Source organism: Pseudomonas sp. B1-22 (genome assembly GCF_050474425.1).
GTDB lineage: Bacteria > Pseudomonadota > Gammaproteobacteria > Pseudomonadales > Pseudomonadaceae > Pseudomonas.
In genome coordinates this window covers 256796-275473 of record NZ_JBCHVH010000007.1, presented here as the reverse complement: position 1 = coordinate 275473, position 18678 = coordinate 256796, and the positions used below count along the sequence as shown (strand labels likewise).

The 18678-nt window shown below is 63.5% G+C and carries 15 protein-coding genes; 7 read left to right on the top strand and 8 right to left on the bottom strand.

Going from position 1 to position 18678, the window contains the following annotated elements; all coding sequences use genetic code 11:
* Positions 1-30 precede the first annotated feature (30 nt).
* The 5 genes from ACQ5BL_RS26145 to ACQ5BL_RS26125 form a co-directional block, all read right to left on the bottom strand.
* Positions 31-1404: an LLM class flavin-dependent oxidoreductase gene (locus tag ACQ5BL_RS26145; RefSeq protein ID WP_243807569.1), complete on the bottom strand. Its 1374-nt coding sequence runs from the start codon at positions 1402-1404 to the stop codon at positions 31-33.
* Between the two features lie 43 nt (positions 1405-1447).
* On the bottom strand, positions 1448-2287 hold the full coding sequence (locus ACQ5BL_RS26140; protein ID WP_243807568.1) for an amino acid ABC transporter permease: 840 nt from the start codon (positions 2285-2287) through the stop codon (positions 1448-1450).
* Positions 2284-3102, bottom strand: a complete 819-nt coding sequence (locus tag ACQ5BL_RS26135) for a transporter substrate-binding domain-containing protein (protein WP_243807567.1) — start codon at positions 3100-3102, stop codon at positions 2284-2286. The genes ACQ5BL_RS26140 and ACQ5BL_RS26135 overlap by 4 nt, the downstream gene beginning before the upstream one ends.
* Positions 3103-3367: 265 nt before the next feature.
* Entirely contained in the window at positions 3368-3976 is a 609-nt protein-coding gene (locus ACQ5BL_RS26130; RefSeq protein ID WP_243807565.1) for a glutathione S-transferase, read from the bottom strand.
* 3 nt (positions 3977-3979) lie between these two features.
* Positions 3980-4318, bottom strand: a complete 339-nt coding sequence (locus tag ACQ5BL_RS26125) for a hypothetical protein (RefSeq protein WP_243807563.1) — start codon at positions 4316-4318, stop codon at positions 3980-3982.
* 134 nt (positions 4319-4452) lie between these two features.
* Here ACQ5BL_RS26125 and ACQ5BL_RS26120 point away from each other — a divergent pair, with 134 nt between their 5' ends.
* The 4 genes from ACQ5BL_RS26120 (at position 4453) to glsB (ending at position 12487) form a co-directional block, all read left to right on the top strand.
* Positions 4453-5370: a LysR substrate-binding domain-containing protein gene (locus ACQ5BL_RS26120; protein ID WP_207886202.1), complete on the top strand. Its 918-nt coding sequence runs from the start codon at positions 4453-4455 to the stop codon at positions 5368-5370.
* Between the two features lie 255 nt (positions 5371-5625).
* Positions 5626-9351, top strand: coding sequence for a response regulator (locus ACQ5BL_RS26115; RefSeq protein ID WP_243807560.1), 3726 nt, complete (start codon positions 5626-5628; stop codon positions 9349-9351).
* Entirely contained in the window at positions 9332-11488 is a 2157-nt protein-coding gene (locus tag ACQ5BL_RS26110; protein ID WP_243807558.1) for a putative bifunctional diguanylate cyclase/phosphodiesterase, read from the top strand. Before ACQ5BL_RS26115 ends, ACQ5BL_RS26110 begins: the two co-directional genes overlap by 20 nt.
* A gap of 90 nt (positions 11489-11578) precedes the next feature.
* A complete protein-coding gene (gene glsB, locus ACQ5BL_RS26105) occupies positions 11579-12487 on the top strand; it encodes a glutaminase B (protein ID WP_243807555.1) in 909 nt (302 codons plus the stop codon).
* Positions 12488-12516: 29 nt separating this feature from the next.
* On the opposite strand, the gene ACQ5BL_RS26100 is transcribed toward glsB, so the two are convergent.
* Both ACQ5BL_RS26100 and ACQ5BL_RS26095 read right to left on the bottom strand, forming a co-directional pair.
* Entirely contained in the window at positions 12517-13503 is a 987-nt protein-coding gene (locus ACQ5BL_RS26100; protein WP_243807828.1) for an NAD(P)H-quinone oxidoreductase, read from the bottom strand.
* Positions 13504-13646: 143 nt separating this feature from the next.
* Complete coding sequence (locus ACQ5BL_RS26095) at positions 13647-14477, bottom strand: alpha/beta fold hydrolase (protein WP_243807553.1); 831 nt, start codon at positions 14475-14477, stop codon at positions 13647-13649.
* Between the two features lie 342 nt (positions 14478-14819).
* On the opposite strand from ACQ5BL_RS26095, the gene ACQ5BL_RS26090 reads away from it, so the two are divergent.
* A complete protein-coding gene (locus ACQ5BL_RS26090) occupies positions 14820-15284 on the top strand; it encodes a MerR family transcriptional regulator (RefSeq protein ID WP_243807551.1) in 465 nt (154 codons plus the stop codon).
* A gap of 42 nt (positions 15285-15326) precedes the next feature.
* Here the strand turns inward: ACQ5BL_RS26090 and ACQ5BL_RS26085 are convergent, their stop codons facing one another.
* Entirely contained in the window at positions 15327-16328 is a 1002-nt protein-coding gene (locus ACQ5BL_RS26085; RefSeq protein ID WP_243807550.1) for an acetoacetate decarboxylase (ADC), read from the bottom strand.
* Between the two features lie 292 nt (positions 16329-16620).
* Between ACQ5BL_RS26085 and ACQ5BL_RS26080 the strand changes: the two genes are divergently transcribed.
* Both ACQ5BL_RS26080 and ACQ5BL_RS26075 read left to right on the top strand, forming a co-directional pair.
* Entirely contained in the window at positions 16621-17307 is a 687-nt protein-coding gene (locus tag ACQ5BL_RS26080) for a type 1 glutamine amidotransferase domain-containing protein (protein ID WP_243807549.1), read from the top strand.
* A 131-nt stretch (positions 17308-17438) separates the two neighbouring features.
* Complete coding sequence (locus ACQ5BL_RS26075; protein ID WP_243807548.1) at positions 17439-18671, top strand: NADH:flavin oxidoreductase/NADH oxidase family protein; 1233 nt, start codon at positions 17439-17441, stop codon at positions 18669-18671.
* Positions 18672-18678: the final 7 nt, after the last annotated feature.

Genomic DNA, 18678 nt, shown 5'->3' with positions numbered 1-18678 from the left:
AAGAAGCGCGCCCATTCAGGGCGCGCACTGTCATTCAAAGCGGAAGGAAGCGCCGTAAGCGCTCTGTGGCAGGCGATCGCTGCGATCGGCACGCAGGCGAGAACGGAAAGTCCCGCTTTGCGCAGTGGTGCGATAGAGGCCGCGCTTCTGCAGTTCGGGGATCACCAGTTCGGCGAAGTCATCGAAGGTGCCGGGACTGATCAGCGGATTGAGCATGTAGCCGCTCGTGCCGGAGAGGCGGGCGTGTTCTTCGATGCGGTCGGCCACCTGCTCCGGCGTGCCCACCAGGATCAGGTCGGTGCCACGGGTCACCTGGGCGAAGCGCTTGCGCACATCGCCGGCGGTGAGCGGCTGGCCGCTGCCGTCCGGGCGCATGACATAGGAGGTCAGGCCCTGGGTCTCGGTGGTCAGCGGCTCGTTGTCGGCGTAGCGGTCGAGATCGATGCCGGTGTCCCCGGCATAGCTCACCAACTGCGCCTGCAGGTGATAGTTGCTTTGCAGTTGGTCGTACTTCTTCTGCGCCTCGATGGCCGTGCGGGCGGTGACGATGCGCAGCACCGTGAGCGATTTGATGTCGTCCTGGGTACGGCCACGTGCCTCGGCCTGGGACCAGATGTCTTCCAGGCCGACGCGGATTTCTTCCGGACGCGACTTGGCGATGAAGATCAGTTCGGCATGCTTGGCGGCGAAGGCGCGGCCGCGCTCGGACCAGCCTGCCTGGATCAGCACCGGCGTGCGCTGGGGGGAGGGTGCGCAGAGATGCGCGCCCTGCACCCGGTAGTGCTCGCCGTGGTGCTCGATGGGGCGAACGCGGTCGCCACGGGCATAGGTCTGCCCGCGCTTGTCGGCCACCAGGGCGTCATCCGCCCAGCTGCCTTCCCAGAGCTTGTACACCACATCGAGGAACTCCTCGGCGCGGGCGTAGCGGTCGCCATGGCGGATCATCTCATCGAGTCCGAAGTTGCGCGCCGCGCTGCTCAGGTAGGAGGTGACGACGTTCCAGCCGACGCGGCCGTTGCTCAGGTGGTCGAGGGTGCTCAGGCGCCGGGCGTGGCTGAACGGGTGTTCGTAGGTGGTGCTGATGGTCACGCCGAAGGCCAGGCGTTCGGTAACCGCCGCGAGCGCTGGCAGATGCAGCAGCGGGTCATTGGCCGGTGCCTCGACCGCCCACTTCAGCGCGGCCTCATGGGAGCCGCCATAAACGTCATACAGGCCGAGCACGTCGGCGAAGAACAGCATGTCGAGGTTGGCTTGCTCGGCACTGCGGGCCAGATCGGTCCAGTAGCCGAGGGTGTTGATACGCAGGCGCTCGTCGGCCGGGTGGGTCCAGAGGCTGGGCGCGCCGCCGCAGCCGACGCTGGCTTGTTCATAGAGGGCGAAGAGCAGGGGTTTGGGGTCGGACATCCGGATTTCCTGAAGAATGATGGTCGGAGGCGCGTGCGTGTATTCAGCGGCGAGTGTCGTAGGCCCGGCCGTAATGGCGCTCCAGCCGGGCCTGGATCAGCTCCAGTCCGATGGACATCAGCCAGTAGAGCAGGGCGGCGGCACTGAGCATTTCGATGTAGCGGTAGGAGGCGCGGCCGTAGGACTGGGCGAGGAACATCACCTCCCAGACCCCCATCACCGAGACCAGCGACGAATCCTTGAGCATCGAGATGAACTGGTTGGTGGTCGGCGGAATGATGGTACGCATGGCCTGCGGCAGGACGATGCGCCAGAAGGTCAGGGTGCGGTTCATGCCCAGCGCCGCCGCGGCTTCGCGTTGCCCCTGCGGCACGCCGATGATGCCGGCGCGGAAGATTTCGCTCAGGTAGGCGCCGTAGTTGAGCGACAGCGCCAGGATGCCCGCGCTGATGGCACCCGGAACCACGCCCAGCTGCGGCAGGCCCAGGTAGATCAGCAGGATCTGGATCAGCAGCGGCGTCCCGCGGAAGAAGGACGCGTAGAAACTGGCCACGCCGAAGGCGACGGCGCTGCTCGACATCCGGCCCAACGCCGTTACGAAACCCAGCAGCAACGAGACCCAGATCGAGCAGAAGCTGAGGAACAGCGTCAGCGCCGCCCCCTGCAGGAAGCCGTTGGGCGCGAGGTTGATGCCCACCAGGTTGCGCCACTTGTCGAGGATGATTGCCAGCTTCAGGTCGAAGCTGAGGAAAAACGCCACGCACAGGAGCAGCATGACCGCCCAGGTCAGGTACAGCCGGGTACGGAAGCCGAACAGGCGCTCCAGCAGCGGCTCTGCCGGCGCGTCGCGCAGTCTGGAGGGGGGATTCTGGAACGCGCTCATCGGGTGATGTCTGAACCGATCCATTTATTCGAGATGCGGGCGAGCGTGCCGTCCTGGCGCAGCTGGCCGATGATCTCGGTGATCTTGGCGTTCCACTGCGGGTCGCCTTTCTCGATGGCCACCACGTTGGGCTCGCCATAGAGCGGCTGGCCGACGATCTTGAAGCGTGGGTCCTGGGCGATTCGTTCGCGTGCCGTCACCAGGTTGGTGACCATGGCGTCCAGACGCACGCCGCTACCCAGGGCGAGGTCCTGGAAGGCGACGGTCTCGTTGTCGTAAGGCGCGATCTCGACCTGCTCGAAGGGGTAGCTCAGTGGCTTGTCTTCCGCGCCCTCGATGACCAGGTCCTTGCGCAGGTAACTCTCGTAGGTCGAAGCGCTGATCACGCCGACTTTCTTGCCGTCCAGGTCCTTGGCCGAGGCAATGCGCGAGTCCTTGGCATTGACCACGATCACCGCCGGCGACTCGTAGTACTCCACCGGGAAATCGAAGACCTGGGCGCGCGCCTGGCTGGGGGTCATGGAGCAGACGCAGACGTCGTATCGACCGCTCCAGTGACCGGCGGCGATCACGTCCCAGGACGGCGTTTCCAGGCGCAGCTTGACGCCCAGGCGCTCCGCCACGGCCTTGGCGATGTCGACGTCGAAGCCATCGAGCTGGTTCTGGGCATTGAGGAAGGAAAACGGCGGGTAGTTTTCCATCAGCACGCCCACCAGTTCACCCTGGTGCTGGACTCGATCGAGAGTAGTGCCGGCGAAGGCGGATGCGCAGCTGGCGGCCAGCGCCAGGCCGATAACGGGGAGGGAGAGTTTCAAAACGGGCTCCGGAATGGGCGGGGAATCGATAAAGATTAAAACGACATAAGAAATATTTTTCTAATATCGTTGTGGAATTTATCGCTCCATTCGAGCTATATCGTTTTCGTCATGAACGCGGTGGAGAGCTCAGTTGGCGCGCCCCTGAGAAGGAGGGACCTTTCGCTGGGACACCCCGTGTGCACAAGGTAAAGGCTCGCAAAAGCCTGGCGCTGGCGAGAGGGAAAATCGGCGTGGTCGAGCCCAGCCCGAACCACGCCATTGCTCAGGCAATCGGATAACGCTTGAACAGATCGGTCCGTTCCAGGCGGTCGGCATGGATCTTGATGGCCGGGAAATCGTCGGCCTTGACCACGTCGGGCAGCATCAACTGCATGAATGACCAGGCCACTGCACAAGTGACCTCGGCCTGGTCGGGGCGCTCGCCTTGCGACGGGTGTGCCGCCAGTTGCTTGTCCAACTCGGCGCAAGCCGCCAGCAATTGCCGGGTAACGCGCTCGACCCAGGGCTGATGAAGCTTTTCCGCCGGACGAAGCTTGCGCTCATAGACGATCTGGACGGTTTTCTCGCATGCCGCCAACGCCAGGCCCAACGTACGCAAGGCACTGGCCAATGCCTGCGGTTGGCTTGGCAACAACTTCCTGTCGGGTGTGCTGAGGGCCTCGAAATAATCGATGATCAGCGTCGAGTCCATCAGCACCGAGCCGTCATCGAGCAGCAGGGTCGGGGCCTTGACCACCGGGTTGATTCGGGAAAATTCCTCGAAGGTGCGGAACACCGACAACGGGTCATGTTCGAACTCGATGCCCATAAGGTCCAGGGATATGGCCACCCGGCGAACGTAAGGTGAATCCAGCATGCCAATGAGCTTCATCCATCACTCTCCTTGATTGATATTGATCTCTAATGCGGTAGTCCGGCGCTTGAACACTCGGGGCAAAGGCCAGGGGAGCGGATACGCCTGGCGCTGTTTCTCGGCCTTGGCTGGCGCCAGTTGCAGAACTCCTTCGCCGTCAATCAGCGCCAGCCCGGCTGACAATTTCACGCGCTCGCCGGGGCCGATCGAGAAGTCGACACCGTTGGTGCTGATCCAATGCTGGCCGCTCACCACACGCGTGTAGATGTCGCAGGCAAAACGCACCGAGAGCAATTGCGCCCTGGTCAATGAAACCTGCAGCCACGGGTGATCGTCACCGTCGGGACCTCCCGTGGTCATTTGCCGTGCTCTCCATGCAGCGCCCATGGCAGCCATCCTCTTACCAGTCCAAGACTTTACCGTCCCTTACATTAGTGAGAGCCTTGGCGCTTATATATCGATATTTTTTTCCAAAATTAGTAAGAAATACTTACATGTCGAACATTCCTCCAATCACCTGCCTGCGCAGTTTTGAAGCGGTTGCAAGGCTGGGAAGCGTCACCGCCGCCGCCAGGGAACTGCATGTGACCCATTCGGCCATCAGCCAGCAGATCAAGGTGCTGGAGGAGATGATCGGCGTCATCCTGTTCGTCCGTGAGGGACGGGGGCTGCGGGTGAGCGAGGATGGGCGGCTGTATGCCTTGCAGGTCCGTGAGTCATTGAGCCGAATCGCCGAAGCCACACAGCTGATCAAGACCCAGCCCAAGTCAACGGAACTGGTGGTCGCCGTTCTTCCTTCGTTCGGCTTCAACTGGCTGTTGCCGCGCTTGCCACGCTTCCAGCAATTGCAGCCGCACATCAGCATCCGGCTGCAGGCCAACCTGGCGGTATCGAACCTGAGCCGGGAGTCCGTCGATGTCGGAATCCGCATGGGCAAGGGCGACTGGGATGGGGTGGAAAAACGTCTGTTGTTTCATGACGAGGCGCTGGTGGTTGCCGCTCCTCACTTCAATGGTGGGGAACTGCCGCGGACCCCTGAAGAGATCCTCGGCAGCAGGATCATCTTCAACATGGAGTCATGGCGACCGTGGTGCCAGGCCGCAGGGCTGGATATCGACGTCCCACGCAGCGGCCTGTGCAGCAATGACTCCAACCTGGTACTTCAAGCCGTGCGCCTGGGGCAGGGGATCGCCCTGGAGCGCCGCAGCCTGGTACACGACGCGATCCAGCGAGGGGAGTTGGTACAACTCTCCCCGGTGATTGCGCCCTATCCCTACCCTTACTGGCTGGTACTGCCCAACCGGGAGCGGTCGGAAATCAAGCAACGGCTGTTTTCCAGTTGGCTGACGGATGAGGTCGCTGAATACCTGGGCAAACTGGATCACGGCAGCAAGGAAACGATGAACGCGTGAGCTCGCGTGAGTTCACCCTCACTGTTACGAGGTCACCCTGGTCGAGCAGTTCCTGTTGGAAGGACATAAGAAATTCGGCGCCAGAAGTCTGGCATCGGATGCTCAGTAAGCCCCGCCGCTCGTCGCTCCAATACTGGCTCAACGCCAGTTCCTGCATTCCTGTCTAGACTGCGATGCAGGGCTTATCGTGCCCCGCCTTAGCCGATTTCCCACATACCCAGAGGCGTGGCCGCCAGGGAAAGGACAGGAAACTACATGGACGGACGTCAATTCCCGCCATCGCGCCAGTATCTGCTGCCATTGCTGGTAACCCTCACCCTGATGCTCGTTTTCGGCGGGCTGGTGCTCTGGCAGTGGCTGGATCTGGAAGCGCGCAACCGTACCGAGTACGAGCAGCGCTTCAAGCTCGAGGCCGAGGAAATCGCCCATCGCGTCAGCAACCGGATGCGCTCCTACGAGATGGTGCTGCGCGGTATGTCCGGCCTGATCGTCGGCACTAACGCGGTATCGGCCGAGGAGTGGGCGCGGGCCACCGACCAGTTGCAGTTGCAGGACCGCTACCCGGGCATCCAGGCGCTGGCGTGGGCGCGCTACCTGAAGCGCGAAGAAGTCAACGAGTTCGTCAGCGATAACTGGAATCAGGGCAACCGCGATTTCCGCATCATCCCTCCGGAGCCGCGGGACGAATACATCGTGGTGCAGTACAGCAGTCCCATGGACTGGCGCAACCGCCGCACCCTGGGTTTCGACATGCTGACCGAACCGGTGCGCCGGGCGGCTCTCGACCTCGCCCGGGAAACCGGCGAGGCGAGTCTCACCGGGCCGCTGAAACTCAGGCAGGAAACCGAGCAGCAAGCGCAGAGCGGCGTGCTCCTCTATATGCCGGTGTACCGCCCGGACGCGCCCAGCACCTCAGTCGAAGAGCGCCGCGCCGCACTGTTCGGCATGGTCTGCGGTGCTTTTCGCATAAACGACCTGATGGCCGGCATCCTCGGTGCCCAGAGCAACCTCTACAGCATCGATCTCAGGGATGTCGGCAGCTCCGAGCTGATGCTGCAGGCATCCGACAAAGGTCACCAGCCACGCTTCCACCAGGTCGAGGAGCTGAAGCTGTTCGGCCGTACCTGGGCCCTGGGCGTGGGCAGCACGGCCGAGTACGAGGCCATGCAGAGCAACAACCGCATCACCTTCAGCCTCTGGACCGGCCTGTCTGCTGCGCTGTTGCTGTCCCTGTTGATCGGCAGCTACCTCTACCAGCGAGAACGGAGTCTGCAGCTCAGTTTGTCCGCGACCGCCGAACTGACTGAGCGCGAGGAGCGTTTCCGCCTGCTGCTGCGGCATTTGCCGGTGGCCACGCTGACCTGCGGGGAAAATGGCCGTATCGAGATGGCCAATGCCCGCGCCGGGGAACTGTTCGCCTGCGCGACGGAGAGCCTGGTAGGGCAGAACCTGAGCCGGTTCGTGCCAAGCCTGGTGGACCTGCCGCAACAATTGGCCAGGCAGGCTCCCACTGATCTGACGGAAATCGAGGCCTTGCAGGAGGATGGTGAGCGGGTTGCCGTGGCTTTCAGCCTGAGCACCTTCAAGCACGGCAATGACCAGCGCTACCTGATCAACCTTGTGGACCTGCAGGCGCGCAAGAGCGCCGAGGAGCGCTTCCGCCTGGTGGTCGAAGCCTCGCCCAATGCCATCGTCCTGGTGGATGCCGGTGGCCGGATCGCCATGGTCAATCGCCAGACCGAACAGCTGTTTGGCTATAGCCGTCGCGACCTGCTCGAATCGTCCGTTGAAATACTCCTTCCCGAGGCCCTGCGCGAGGCCCATGTGGGATTGCGCGAAAGCTTCCAGCGCAGTCCCGAGCAGCGGCGCATGGGGAGCAACCGGGAGTTGTTCGGCCTGCACCGGGACGGCCACATGATCCCTCTGGAGGTGGGCCTGTCGCCGATCCGCGCCGGCCGCGAACTGCTTGTGCAGGCCGTGATCATCGACATCAGCGAGCGCAAGGCCGCCGAGCAGCGACTGCGTGACCAGGCCGAGCAACTGATGCTGGCCAACCGCTACAAGTCGGAATTCCTCGCCAACATGTCCCACGAGTTGCGCACGCCACTGAACAGCATCCTGATCCTCAGCGATCAGCTGCGGCAGAACATGGCCGGCAACCTCACCGAGAAGCAGACCCGCCACGCCGATATCGTCCACCGCGCCGGCAGTGACCTGCTGCAGTTGATCAATGACGTGCTCGACCTGGCCAAGGTCGAGGCAGGGCGCATGCAGCTCAAGCTGGAGCCGCTCAATGTGCAGGACATGCTCGCCGAGCTGGACGGCAGCCTGCGGCCCATGGCCGAGATCAAGGGCCTGCGCCTGTCCACCCACATCCAGGCCGGCGTGCCAAGGGTCATCCATAGCGACCGGGTGCGCATGCACCAGATCCTGCGCAACCTGCTGTCCAATGCCCTGAAGTTCACCGAGCACGGCGAGGTGGACCTGTCCGTGGAACTGGACCCGGCGGCGGCGATCGATGAGCGCGAAGTGTTGTGCTTCGTCGTCCGTGATACGGGTGTCGGTATCCCCGAGGACCAGCACGAACGCATCTTCCAGGCCTTCCAGCAAATCGATGGCTCCACCAGCCGGCGCTTCGGCGGCACTGGCCTGGGCCTGGCCATCACCCGCCAGCTGGTGCTTGCCCTGGACGGCACCATCACCCTGGAAAGCGTGCCGGGGCAGGGTTCGCGCTTCATCGTCCGGCTGCCGGTGGCGGTGGCCGCGAGCCAGCCGAAGGAAGATGAACTCCCCGCACAGCCGGTGCGTGGCGGCCAGGGGCCGGCGGTGCTGATCGTCGAAGACGACGTCAACTTCGCCTCGGTGATCGCCGAGGAAGCGCAGTCTCGTGGCTTCTCCAGCGTCCACTGCCGCAGTGGCAAGCAGGCTATCGCGCTGCTGCAGAACGAGCGCTTCGCGGCGGTCATCCTCGACATCCTGCTGCCGGACGTCAGTGGTTGGCAGATTTACCGGCGTTTGCGTAGCCATTCGAACCACCGTACGACCCCGGTGAACATCATTTCCTGCGTGCCCCAGCCCCAGGACTGGAACGAGGACGCTACCCGCTACCTGGTCAAACCCATCGCCCGCGAGGACCTGGAGCAGGTTTTCCAGGGCCTGGAAGGCGGCTGCCCGCCAGCGGAGCGCACGCTGTTGCTGGTGGAGGACGTGGACGTGGAGCGCGAGCACTATCGCGAGCACCTGGAGCAACTGGGCTTCAAGGTGGTGGCCAGTGCCAATGGCGAAGGTGCCCGCAAGGCCTACGCGGAGAACGACTTCTCTGCCCTGGTGATCGACCTCGACCTGCCTGACCAGGATGGTTTCGAGCTGCTCGACAGTCTTCACCGCGAACGCCCGCTGGAGGGCTCACGGGTGGTCATCAACACCGGTGTCGACGTCAACCAGCAGAACCTGCAACACTTGCGCCGCTATTCGGCGGTGGTGGTGCGCAAGGCGGGCGGCGACCTCGAAAACCTCAGTTCGGCGGTCCAGGGATTCCTCGCTGGCCTGCGCGAACCGCAGGCCAGCCAGTGGTCGGACCCGCTGGAAGGCGGCCGTGTGCTGCTGGTAGACGATGATGTGCGCAACATCTACGCCCTCAGTGCGCTGCTGGATGAAACCGGCATGAAGGTCACCGCCGCCCGCGACGGCCTGGAGGCCATCGCCTGCTTCCAGCGCGAACCCTTCGACCTGATCCTGATGGACATGGCCATGCCCAACATGGACGGCTACACCGCCACCCGTGTGCTCAAGCAGGAGCACGGCTGCGGCATCCCGATCATCGCCCTGACCGCCCACGCGATGAAGGGCGACCGGGAGAAATGTATCACCGCCGGCGCCGACGATTACCTGGCCAAGCCGGTGAGTCGCCAGGAGTTGCTGGACATGCTTTACCGCTGGCTGGAACAACCGGGGGCTCGCCATGGCGCACCTGCAGCTTAAGGCGGTCCCTGCGGCCAATACCCTGCTGGTGGTGGATGACCGCCAGGAAAACCTCACCGCCATGGAAGCGTTGCTGGACGACGGTGAATGGCAAGTGCTTACCGTGGATTCCGGCGAGGCGGCATTGAAATGCCTGCTGGAGGAGGAGATCGGCCTGGTGCTGCTGGATGTGCAGATGCCACGCATGGACGGTTTCGAGGTGGCGCGACTGATGCGCAGCAGTCCGTTGACCCGCTATACGCCGATCATCTTCATTTCCGCCATCGCCCATACCCATGAGGCGGTGCTGCACGGCTACTCGTCCGGCGCGGTGGATTTCATCCTCAAGCCCTTCGACCCCGAGGTGCTGCGCCTCAAGATCCAGTCCCTGCTGGCCCATGAACGCAACCGGCGCGACCTGCTGCAACTCAACCAGCAACTGGACAGCGCCCGAGCCTTCAACGCCTCGGTGCTGGAGAACGCCGCCGAAGGCATCCTGGTAGTCGGCGAGGACGGCCTCGTCAGTTTTGCCAACCCGGCCTTTGCGCAGATGGTCCAGGGCTCGGTGGGGGATCTGCAGGGCAAGCCGCTGCTGAACCTGATCGCCCACCCGGAGATGAGCGGCGAGTGGAAGCTGTCGGATTTCTACCGCCACTGGAAGCGCAACGAGACCTACCGCCTGCACGATGCCAGTCTCAAAACCAGGGGCGGCGAGCACCTGCCGGTGGCGCTGTCGTCGTCGCCCCTGCCACGGCTGCAACGCTCCATGGTGGTCATCGCCCTGGACATGTCGGTGGTGCACCAGCTCCACGCGCAACTGGAATCCCAGGCCATCACCGATGCCCTCACCGGGTTGCTCAACCGCCGTGGCTTCCACAAGGCGCTGGAAGCTTCCCTGGCTCGCGTCGAGCGCAATGGCAAGCGCATGGCGGTGCTCTACCTGGATCTGGATGGCTTCAAGCTGATCAACGATTCCCTCGGTCACGAGGCTGGCGACCGTGTGCTGCGGCGGGTAGCGGAACAGCTGAAGAGTTGCCTGCGCCCCTACGACATCCTGGCGCGCATGGGCGGCGACGAGTTCACTGCGCTGCTCGACAGCCTCGATCACCCCGAAGATGCCGCGCGGGTGGCTGAGAAACTGATCGAGATGGTTTCGGTGCGCCATCGCCTCGACGGCATCGATGTCACCATCGGCGCCAGCATCGGCATCGCCAGCTTCCCCGAGTGCGGCCAGACTGTGGACGGCCTGTTGCGCGCGGCGGATATCGCCATGTACGAGGCCAAGCGCGCCGGCCGCCAGCAGTACCGCTTCTACTCGCCGGAAATGAACGGCCGCGCCCGCTCCCGGTTGATGCTGGAAGAGAGCCTGCGCAATGCCATCGAGCAAAACGACTTTCACCTGGTCTACCAGCCCCAGATCCACCTCGAGACCGGCCGCCTGCGCGGCTTCGAGGCTTTGCTGCGCTGGGAACACCGGGTGGCCGGCACGGTGCCGCCCAGCGTGTTCATTCCGCTGCTGGAGGAAACCCGCCTGATCAACCGCCTGGGCGACTGGGTGCTGCGGGAGGGGGCCAGCCAGTGCAGCGCCTGGAGGCAGGGCTTCGGCGACGACCTGGTGGTCAGCCTCAACGTCTGCCCGTTGCAGTTCGGCATGCCGCAACTGGTGGATGACCTGCGGCGGGTGCTGGACGACTTCAGGCTGCGGCCCTCGCAGCTGGAAGTGGAGGTCACCGAAAGCGCACTGATGCAGGACCTGGAACTGACCCGCGAACAGCTCCGGCAACTGCGCGCCCTGGGCGTGCGCATCGCCATCGACGACTTCGGCACCGGCTATTCGTCCCTGGCCTACCTGCGCCACTTCGAGCTGGATACCCTGAAGATCGACCGCCTGTTCATCTCCAACATGCTGGAGTCGCGGCGCGATGCCGCGGTGGTCAGCACCATCATCGACCTCAGCCGCCACCTGGGGTTGGAAGTCATCGCTGAAGGTGTGGAAACCGCTGCCCAGCGCGACTGGCTGCTGGAACATGGCTGCACCTACATGCAGGGTTTCCTGGTGGCGCCGGGGCTGCCCGTGGCCAAGGCCGAGGCCTTTCCTCGTGTAGTGGACTGGCAGGCTTTGCAAGAAGGGACCCTCACTGCCAGCCGCTCGCCCTGAATTGATTGCGGATGTGTGATTTCTCCTGCTCAGCCTGCGTCAAGGATGCTGCCCCGTGCCGTTGTCTGGGGACTGATAACAGGGCCTTCCATGCAAACGCTGTTGAACGAGATTCTCGAAGAAGTACGTCCCTTGATCGGCAAGGGCAAAGTGGCTGACTACATTCCCGCACTGGCTGACGTGCCGGCGCATCAGCTGGGCATCGCCGTCTATGGCAACGATGGCAGCTACTACTGCGCGGGCGACGCATTGGTGCCGTTTTCGGTGCAGAGTATTTCCAAAGTGTTCAGCCTGGTTCAGGCGATTGGCCACTCCGGTGAAGCCATATGGGAGCGACTGGGTCATGAGCCCTCGGGCCAGCCGTTCAACTCGCTGGTGCAGTTGGAGTTCGAGCGCGGGCGCCCGCGCAATCCCTTCATCAATGCGGGTGCGTTGGTGATCTGCGATATCAACCAATCGCGCTTCGCCGCCCCCATCTTGTCGATGCGCGATTTCGTACGGCGCCTATCGGGCAATCCCCACGTATCGATCGATACCCGTGTAGCGGATTCGGAATATCAGTTCCGCGCGCGCAACGCTGCCATGGCTTACCTGATGCAGTCGTTCGGCAACTTCCATAACGAGGTCGAGACGGTGCTGCGCAGTTATTTCAGTTACTGCGCGCTGCAGATGAGTTGCCTCGATCTGGCCCGCGCATTCTGTTTTCTGGCCAACGATGGGTTCTGCAAGCACAGTGGCGAGCAAATCCTGACCCGGCGCCAGACCCAACAGGTGAACTCGATCATGGCCACCAGCGGGCTGTACGACGAAGCCGGGAATTTCGCCTACCGCGTGGGCTTGCCAGGCAAGAGTGGCGTGGGGGGAGGGATTGTGGCAGTCGTGCCGGGGCAGTTCACCGTGTGCGTGTGGTCGCCGGAGTTGAATGCAGCGGGCAATTCCTACGCCGGGATGGCGGCGCTTGAGTTGCTCAGCTCGCGGATTGGCTGGTCGGTGTTCTGATCGGCGGGCTGGCGCGCCAGCCCCGATCATCAGGACTCGCTGAGGAGCACGATCTTGCCGATATGTTTGCCCGAGTCCATCAGCTCATGGGCCGCGCCGGCCTCCGCCAGGCCGAAGGTCTTGAAGATGAGCGGTTTCACCTCGCCATTGCGGACGTGGGGCCAGACCCGGGTCTCAAGTTCGTCGATGATCGCCTTCTTTTCGTCGGCGGTCCGGGAGCGCAGGGTGGAGCCGATATGCGTCAGGCGCTTCACCAGCATCGGGAAGAAATTGACCTGGGTGGCGGGCCCCTTGATGACGCCGATCTGCACGATCCGGCCATTCATGGCCGCGACCTGGAAGTTCCGATCGACGTAATCGCCGCCGATGATGTCGACCACCACGTCGACGCCGCGTCCCTGGGTTTCCCGCATCACTTCGGCGACGAAGTCCTGTTCGGTGTAGTTGATCGGATGGTGAGCGCCCAGGGACCGGCTCGCGGCCTGCTGTTCCTCGTTCTTCACCGTGGTGAATATTGTCGAGGCGCCGAACGCCCGGGCGAGCATGGTGGCGGTTGTGCCGATGCCCGATGCGCCACCGTGGATCAGTACCGATTCGCCGGCCTTGAACTGCCCGCGCTGGAACAGGTTGGCCCAGACGGTCATGAAGGTTTCCGGCAGCGCAGCGGCCTCCACCCGGCTCAAGCCATCGGGAAGGTGGAGGGTGGTGCGTTCGTCCGCCACGGCGTACTGCGCGTAGCCACCGCCGGGTACCAGCGCCATGACCTCGTCGCCCAGGGCGAAACCGCTCACCTGCACTCCGAGGGCTACCACCACGCCGGAAATTTCCAGCCCTGGAATGTCCGAGGCGCCGGGCGGCGGGTCATACAGGCCTTTGCGCTGGAGTACGTCTGGGCCGTTCACGCCGGCCGCGTGCACCTTGATCAGCACCTCCCTTGCGCCTGGGCTGGGGGTAGGCCGGTCGGCGGGAACCAGGACCTCAGGCCCTCCCGGCTGGCTGATTTCGATGGCGGTCATGTGGGTGGGAATAGCATGAGCGTTCATGGTGCGAGTCTCGCGTGGGAGTCGACAGGAGAGGGGCGTTCGGCGGGTACGCAGCGGGGCCGCGAACGGCCGAAGGAGGAAGGGAGCCAGGAGCGAACCCCTGGCTCCCGCGCCTGTCAGCCGCGGATGAAGGCGAGCAGGTCGGCGTTGATGGTATCGGCCTGGGTGGTCGGCATGCCGTGCGGGAAGCCGGAGTAGGTCTTCAGCGTGCCGTTCTGCAGCAGTTTCGCCGAGAGCAGGCCGGAGTTTTCATAGGGGACGATCTGGTCATCGTCGCCATGCATCACCAGCACCGGAATGGCGATGCTCTTCAGGTCCTCGGTGAAGTCCGTCTGCGAGAAGGCGACGATGCCGTCGTAATGCGCCTTGGCACACCCCATCATGCCTTGCCGCCACCAGTTCCAGATGATGCCTTCCGAAGGCTTCGCACCGGGGCGGTTGTAGCCATAGAAGGGGCCCGCCGGGATGTCGTGGTAGAACTGCGCGCGGTTGGCCGCGAGCTGGGCCTGGAGGTCGTCGAAGACGTCCTTGGGCAGGCCGCCGGGATTGCTCGCCGTCTTCACCATCAGCGGAGGGACCGCAGCGATGATGGCGGCCTTGGGCACCGGGTCCTCGCGATGCCGGGCGATGTAGTGGACGACCTCGCCGCCACCCGTGGAGTGGCCGACATGCACCGCCCCCTGGGTGCCGAGGTGCTGCACCACCGCGGCCACGTCATCGGCGTAGTGGTCCATGTCGTGGCCGTCCCAGACCTGGCTGGAACGCCCATGCCCGCGGCGATCGTGGGCGACGACGCGGAAGCCGTTGGCCAGGAAAAACAGCATCTGGGCATCCCAATCGTCGGCACTGAGCGGCCAACCATGGTGGAAGTGGATCACCTGGGCATCACGCGGGCCCCAGTCTTTGTAGAAGATTTCTACGCCGTCCTTTGTAGTGACGTGTCCCATGTTTGCATCTCCTGTGGTGGGTGGAGTTCGGCACCCAGCAATCAGCCTTGCTGGTCATTGCCGCTCGTGATGGGCGTTCATTTCCGTTCTCACCGGACAGGGCGAGGTTCGATTGAGGTGGCGGACCGCCTGGGCCTGGCACGCGCGCTTCGAACAGCTCCGTCCGGCTCCCCCCGGAACGGCTCGCTTACCGGAGCATGGCCGGTCTGCGCTTGGCGGGGGCTCTTCCATGAGCGGCCATGGCGTTGTCGCACGCTGGATGGGGCAACCCATCGCTTGGCCGTCTGTTCACTCTAGGATTAAAGTAAGCTTTAAGGTCAAAGCTTTTTTCGAGGGTACGGCATGAGAATTGGAGAGCTGGCGAAGCGCTGTGGGTTGGCGCCGTCGCGCATTCGCTTCTACGAGGCGAGCGGACTGATCCATTCCGTCGAGCGCAAGGCCAATGGTTACCGGGACTACAGCGAAGACACCGTGTGGATTCTGGAGATCATCACGGGCGCCCAGAGTGCGGGGTTCTCCCTGGAGGAGATCCGTCACCTGCTGCCGGTCAATGCCAATGGCTGGCAGCACGGCGAACTGCTCGCCGGCCTCAAGCGCAAGGTGGTGGAAATCGAGGTGCTGCAGGAACGCCTGAAACAGAGCAGGGCGCAGTTGCTGCTGGTCATCGACGGCATCGAGAGCAAGCCCGAAGGCATGCACTGCGTTGACAACACGCAACGCGTGCTGGAGCGCCTGCGCGAGGAAGCGCGGACACTCGCCAAGCCGCGCAAAGCTGTCGGCGCGGCCCTGGCGGGAGCCGAGGAGTAACCCCCTGGAAAAGCCAGGCCTTGTCGGCCTGGCTCGACGGGGTCAGTTCTTCCCGATCAGCGTGGCAAGCGGCTTGGGGGCGTACAGCGCGCTCTGGAAGTCCGGAACGTATTCATACTTCATCATCTTCCCCAGCTTCAGCGACTTGATGTAGGCCGAGAGGCTGCCATCGCCGAGCGTCAATCGCGCCGAATCGCCACTGGTACTGGAGGCGTGGCTGAGTTGCCGCGAAACCGCATAGCCATAGGTCAGCTCACCGGCCTTGTCGGTATTGGTGAAGCTGTTGGTCACCAGCTCAGCGTCCTTCGAGAGTCCGTCGAGTTTATCGCCGCGGAAGACGACATCCACTTTCCCCGTCTGGCTATCGATGATGTCGTAGGAGACGCTGTGCTCGTCCTCCCTGACGTTTATGCCGGTGAGCCACTTGGGCAGGTTGTAACCCACGACGCCGCGCACCCGGGCCAGCTCGGTGTTCACCGGAAGCTTGAGCACATAGCCCCAGAAATCCTTGGAGATTGACTGGCCGATCAGCGTGATCGGACCGAGGTTGGAGTTGCCGGGCTTGTTGGTGATGATCGAGAGGGCGACCTCGTTGTAGCTGTCATTGTCGCAGTAGTGATAGGAATAGGCGGTAAAGGCCACCAGGCCGCGCCCCGGCCAGATCTGCAGCGGCTGCACCTGCTCCAGCACCTTGGCCGGCATCAGTTCCCTCAGTTTCTCGATATCGGCGGTAAAGACCGCGGTGACCCGGCTGTTCCTGTAGTAGAAGTTCGGCGAATAGGATTCGAAGCCGATGTCCACCTTCGTCTTGGTCAGCCCCTTGAACCAGCTCAGGTCGATATCCGGCGCTTCGCTGGCGATGACCGAGAGCGGAGGGTTCGAACGGTAGCGGTCGTACAGGCCGCCCTTGACCACGGGCACCTCATGAGCGGCGATATCGATGAGGGTACTTTCCGACTTCGTTGGCGGAACTTCGGCCCAGGCGGTGGCCGCAAGGGCATTGACGAACAGTCCGGCTATTGCGGCAACACTTCCGAGTTTCATCTTCAACTGTCTCCAGAGTCATGGGTGGCCTTGGCGGCACGCTTTCAGCGGCTTGCCGGCGGAACCCTAACCTTTAACTAAACTTTAAGGTCAAGACGGCTTTTCGTGTCTGGAGAGTCAGCCCCGAGGGGGCATTTAACCGGGCAGCACGGCGATTTCCGGGGTTCCTGATGATATTTCGTGCGCTTCTCAATAAGCCCTATGAATGTGCGCCATAAGGAACGACGGCATTGACCTTGAAGTTGAGTTCAACCTTAGAGTGAAGGCGGCTGGACAGGAGGACACCCGAAACATGGCCAAGCGCATTCTTCACGTCGTTACCAACGTCGCTCATTACGCCGATCCGTCGAAGCCCACCGGGTTGTGGCTGAGCGAGCTGACCCACGCCTATCACGTCTTTTCCGCCATGGGCTACGAGCAGCACCTGGTGAGCCCCAGGGGCGGGCTGTCGCCCCTGGAGCCGCGCGCCCTGAAATGGCCGCTGCTCGACCGCACGGCCAAGGCCTGGCTGAGCGACGAGGGCAGCATGTCGCGCCTGGCGACCACGGCGCGGCCGGAGGACATCGACTCCGCCGACTTCGACGCCATCTACTTCACCGGTGGGCATGCCGTGATGTGGGACTTTCCCGACGATGCCGGATTGCAGCGGCTCACCCGGGAAATCTACGAGCGCGGCGGGATAGTGTCTTCCGTGTGCCATGGCTACTGCGGGTTGCTGAATACCCGGCTTTCGGACGGCCGCCTGCTGGTCGCCGGCAAGCGACTGACCGGTTATTCCTGGATCGAGGAAGTGCTGGCGGGTGTCGCGAAGCAGGTGCCCTACAACTCAGAGGAAGAAATGAAGCGCCGCGGCGCACGCTACGAGAAGGCCTTGCTGCCGTTCGTATCCAATGTCGTCGTCGATGGTCGGCTGGTCACGGGGCAGAACCCGCAGTCGGCAAAGGCGACGGCGGAGCGGGTGGTCGCGCTGCTGAGCTGAAGGTGTTCGGAGCGCTTGGATGGGAGAGGCGAACGGAGCATTCGACCTCTCTCCCTGCTCCGGAATATTCGCTTGACCTTAAAGTTTGCTTCAAGGTTATGGTGCTGCCATCACCCATCCTGGAGCCCGTGATGAGCGCCTTATCTCCGTTGACCTTGCCCAGTGGGGCAGTGATTCCGAATCGTCTCGCCAAAGCCGCCATGGAAGAAAACATGGCGGACAAGGACCACGCGCCATCGGAGGCGTTGATCCGTCTCTATCGCACCTGGGCCGAGGGAGAAACCGGCCTGATGATCACCGGCAACGTCATGATCGACCACCGCGCCATGACCGGTCCGGGCGGCGTGGTGCTGGAGTCCGAGCGCCATGGCGAACGCTTCCGGGCCTGGGCGGAGGCGGCGCGCTCCCACGGCGGCCATGTGTGGATGCAGATCAACCATCCGGGGCGCCAGATGCCGGCGGCGCTGAAGCAGGACACCATCGCGCCGTCCGAGGTCCCCATGGACCTGGGCAACTTCTCCAAGCAGTTCATTCCACCACGGGCGATGACCGCCGGGGATATCGCGGAGGTCAAGGCGCGCTTCGTCAGGACAGCCGTACTCGCCGAACGCTTCGGCTTCGACGGCGTGCAGATCCATGCGGCGCACGGCTACCTGATCAGCCAGTTCCTGTCGCCGATCACCAACAAGCGCACGGACCAGTGGGGCGGCTCGATCGAGAACCGGGCCCGCCTGCTGGTGGAAGTGGTCAAGGAAGTCCGCGCGGCGGTGAAGTCGCGCTTCGCGGTGGCGGTGAAGATCAACTCGGCCGACTTCCAGCGCGGCGGGTTCAGCACCGACGATGCGAAGCGGGTCATCGAACTGCTCAATCCCCTGGGCGTGGACCTGATCGAACTGTCGGGCGGCAGCTATGAAGCACCGGCCATGCACGGGCAGGCCCGCGACGGCCGCACGCTGGCACGGGAGGCCTACTTCCTGGAGTTCGCCAAGGACATTTCCGGCGTCGCGCAGATGCCGGTGATGGTCACGGGCGGCGTACGCCGGTTGCCGGTGGCCGAGCAGGTGCTGGAGAGCGGCATCGACATGGTGGGAATGGGCACGGCGCTGGCCATCAACCCCAACCTGCCCAGGGAGTGGCGGGCGGGGCTCGCAAGTGCCCCGATGCTCAGGCCAATCACCTGGAAGAACAAGGTGCTCGCATCGATCGGCTACATGGCGATGGTGAAGCACCAACTGCGCCGCCTGAGCCTCGGCAGGGCCGCCAACCCGGATGTCGCGCCCGCGCTGGCGCTGCTGGAGCAGCAACTGGATACGCAGGTGCGGACCTGGCGGTATCGGCGTTGGGTCCGGCGTATCGCCGCCTGACCTTGGC

Excerpts from the sequence above, each read along its gene's own strand:
- ACQ5BL_RS26145 (WP_243807569.1), bottom strand. The coding sequence starts at position 1,404 with ATGTCCGACCCCAAACCCCTGCTCTTCGCCCTCTATGAACAAGCCAGC.
- ACQ5BL_RS26140 (WP_243807568.1), bottom strand. The coding sequence starts at position 2,287 with ATGAGCGCGTTCCAGAATCCCCCCTCCAGACTGCGCGACGCGCCGGCA.
- ACQ5BL_RS26130 (WP_243807565.1), bottom strand. The coding sequence starts at position 3,976 with ATGAAGCTCATTGGCATGCTGGATTCACCTTACGTTCGCCGGGTGGCC.
- ACQ5BL_RS26125 (WP_243807563.1), bottom strand. The coding sequence starts at position 4,318 with ATGACCACGGGAGGTCCCGACGGTGACGATCACCCGTGGCTGCAGGTT.
- ACQ5BL_RS26120 (WP_207886202.1), top strand. The coding sequence starts at position 4,453 with ATGTCGAACATTCCTCCAATCACCTGCCTGCGCAGTTTTGAAGCGGTT.
- ACQ5BL_RS26115 (WP_243807560.1), top strand. The coding sequence starts at position 5,626 with ATGGACGGACGTCAATTCCCGCCATCGCGCCAGTATCTGCTGCCATTG.
- ACQ5BL_RS26110 (WP_243807558.1), top strand. The coding sequence starts at position 9,332 with ATGGCGCACCTGCAGCTTAAGGCGGTCCCTGCGGCCAATACCCTGCTG.
- glsB (WP_243807555.1), top strand. The coding sequence starts at position 11,579 with ATGCAAACGCTGTTGAACGAGATTCTCGAAGAAGTACGTCCCTTGATC.
- ACQ5BL_RS26100 (WP_243807828.1), bottom strand. The coding sequence starts at position 13,503 with ATGACCGCCATCGAAATCAGCCAGCCGGGAGGGCCTGAGGTCCTGGTT.
- ACQ5BL_RS26095 (WP_243807553.1), bottom strand. The coding sequence starts at position 14,477 with ATGGGACACGTCACTACAAAGGACGGCGTAGAAATCTTCTACAAAGAC.
- ACQ5BL_RS26090 (WP_243807551.1), top strand. The coding sequence starts at position 14,820 with ATGAGAATTGGAGAGCTGGCGAAGCGCTGTGGGTTGGCGCCGTCGCGC.
- ACQ5BL_RS26085 (WP_243807550.1), bottom strand. The coding sequence starts at position 16,328 with ATGAAACTCGGAAGTGTTGCCGCAATAGCCGGACTGTTCGTCAATGCC.
- ACQ5BL_RS26080 (WP_243807549.1), top strand. The coding sequence starts at position 16,621 with ATGGCCAAGCGCATTCTTCACGTCGTTACCAACGTCGCTCATTACGCC.
- ACQ5BL_RS26075 (WP_243807548.1), top strand. The coding sequence starts at position 17,439 with ATGAGCGCCTTATCTCCGTTGACCTTGCCCAGTGGGGCAGTGATTCCG.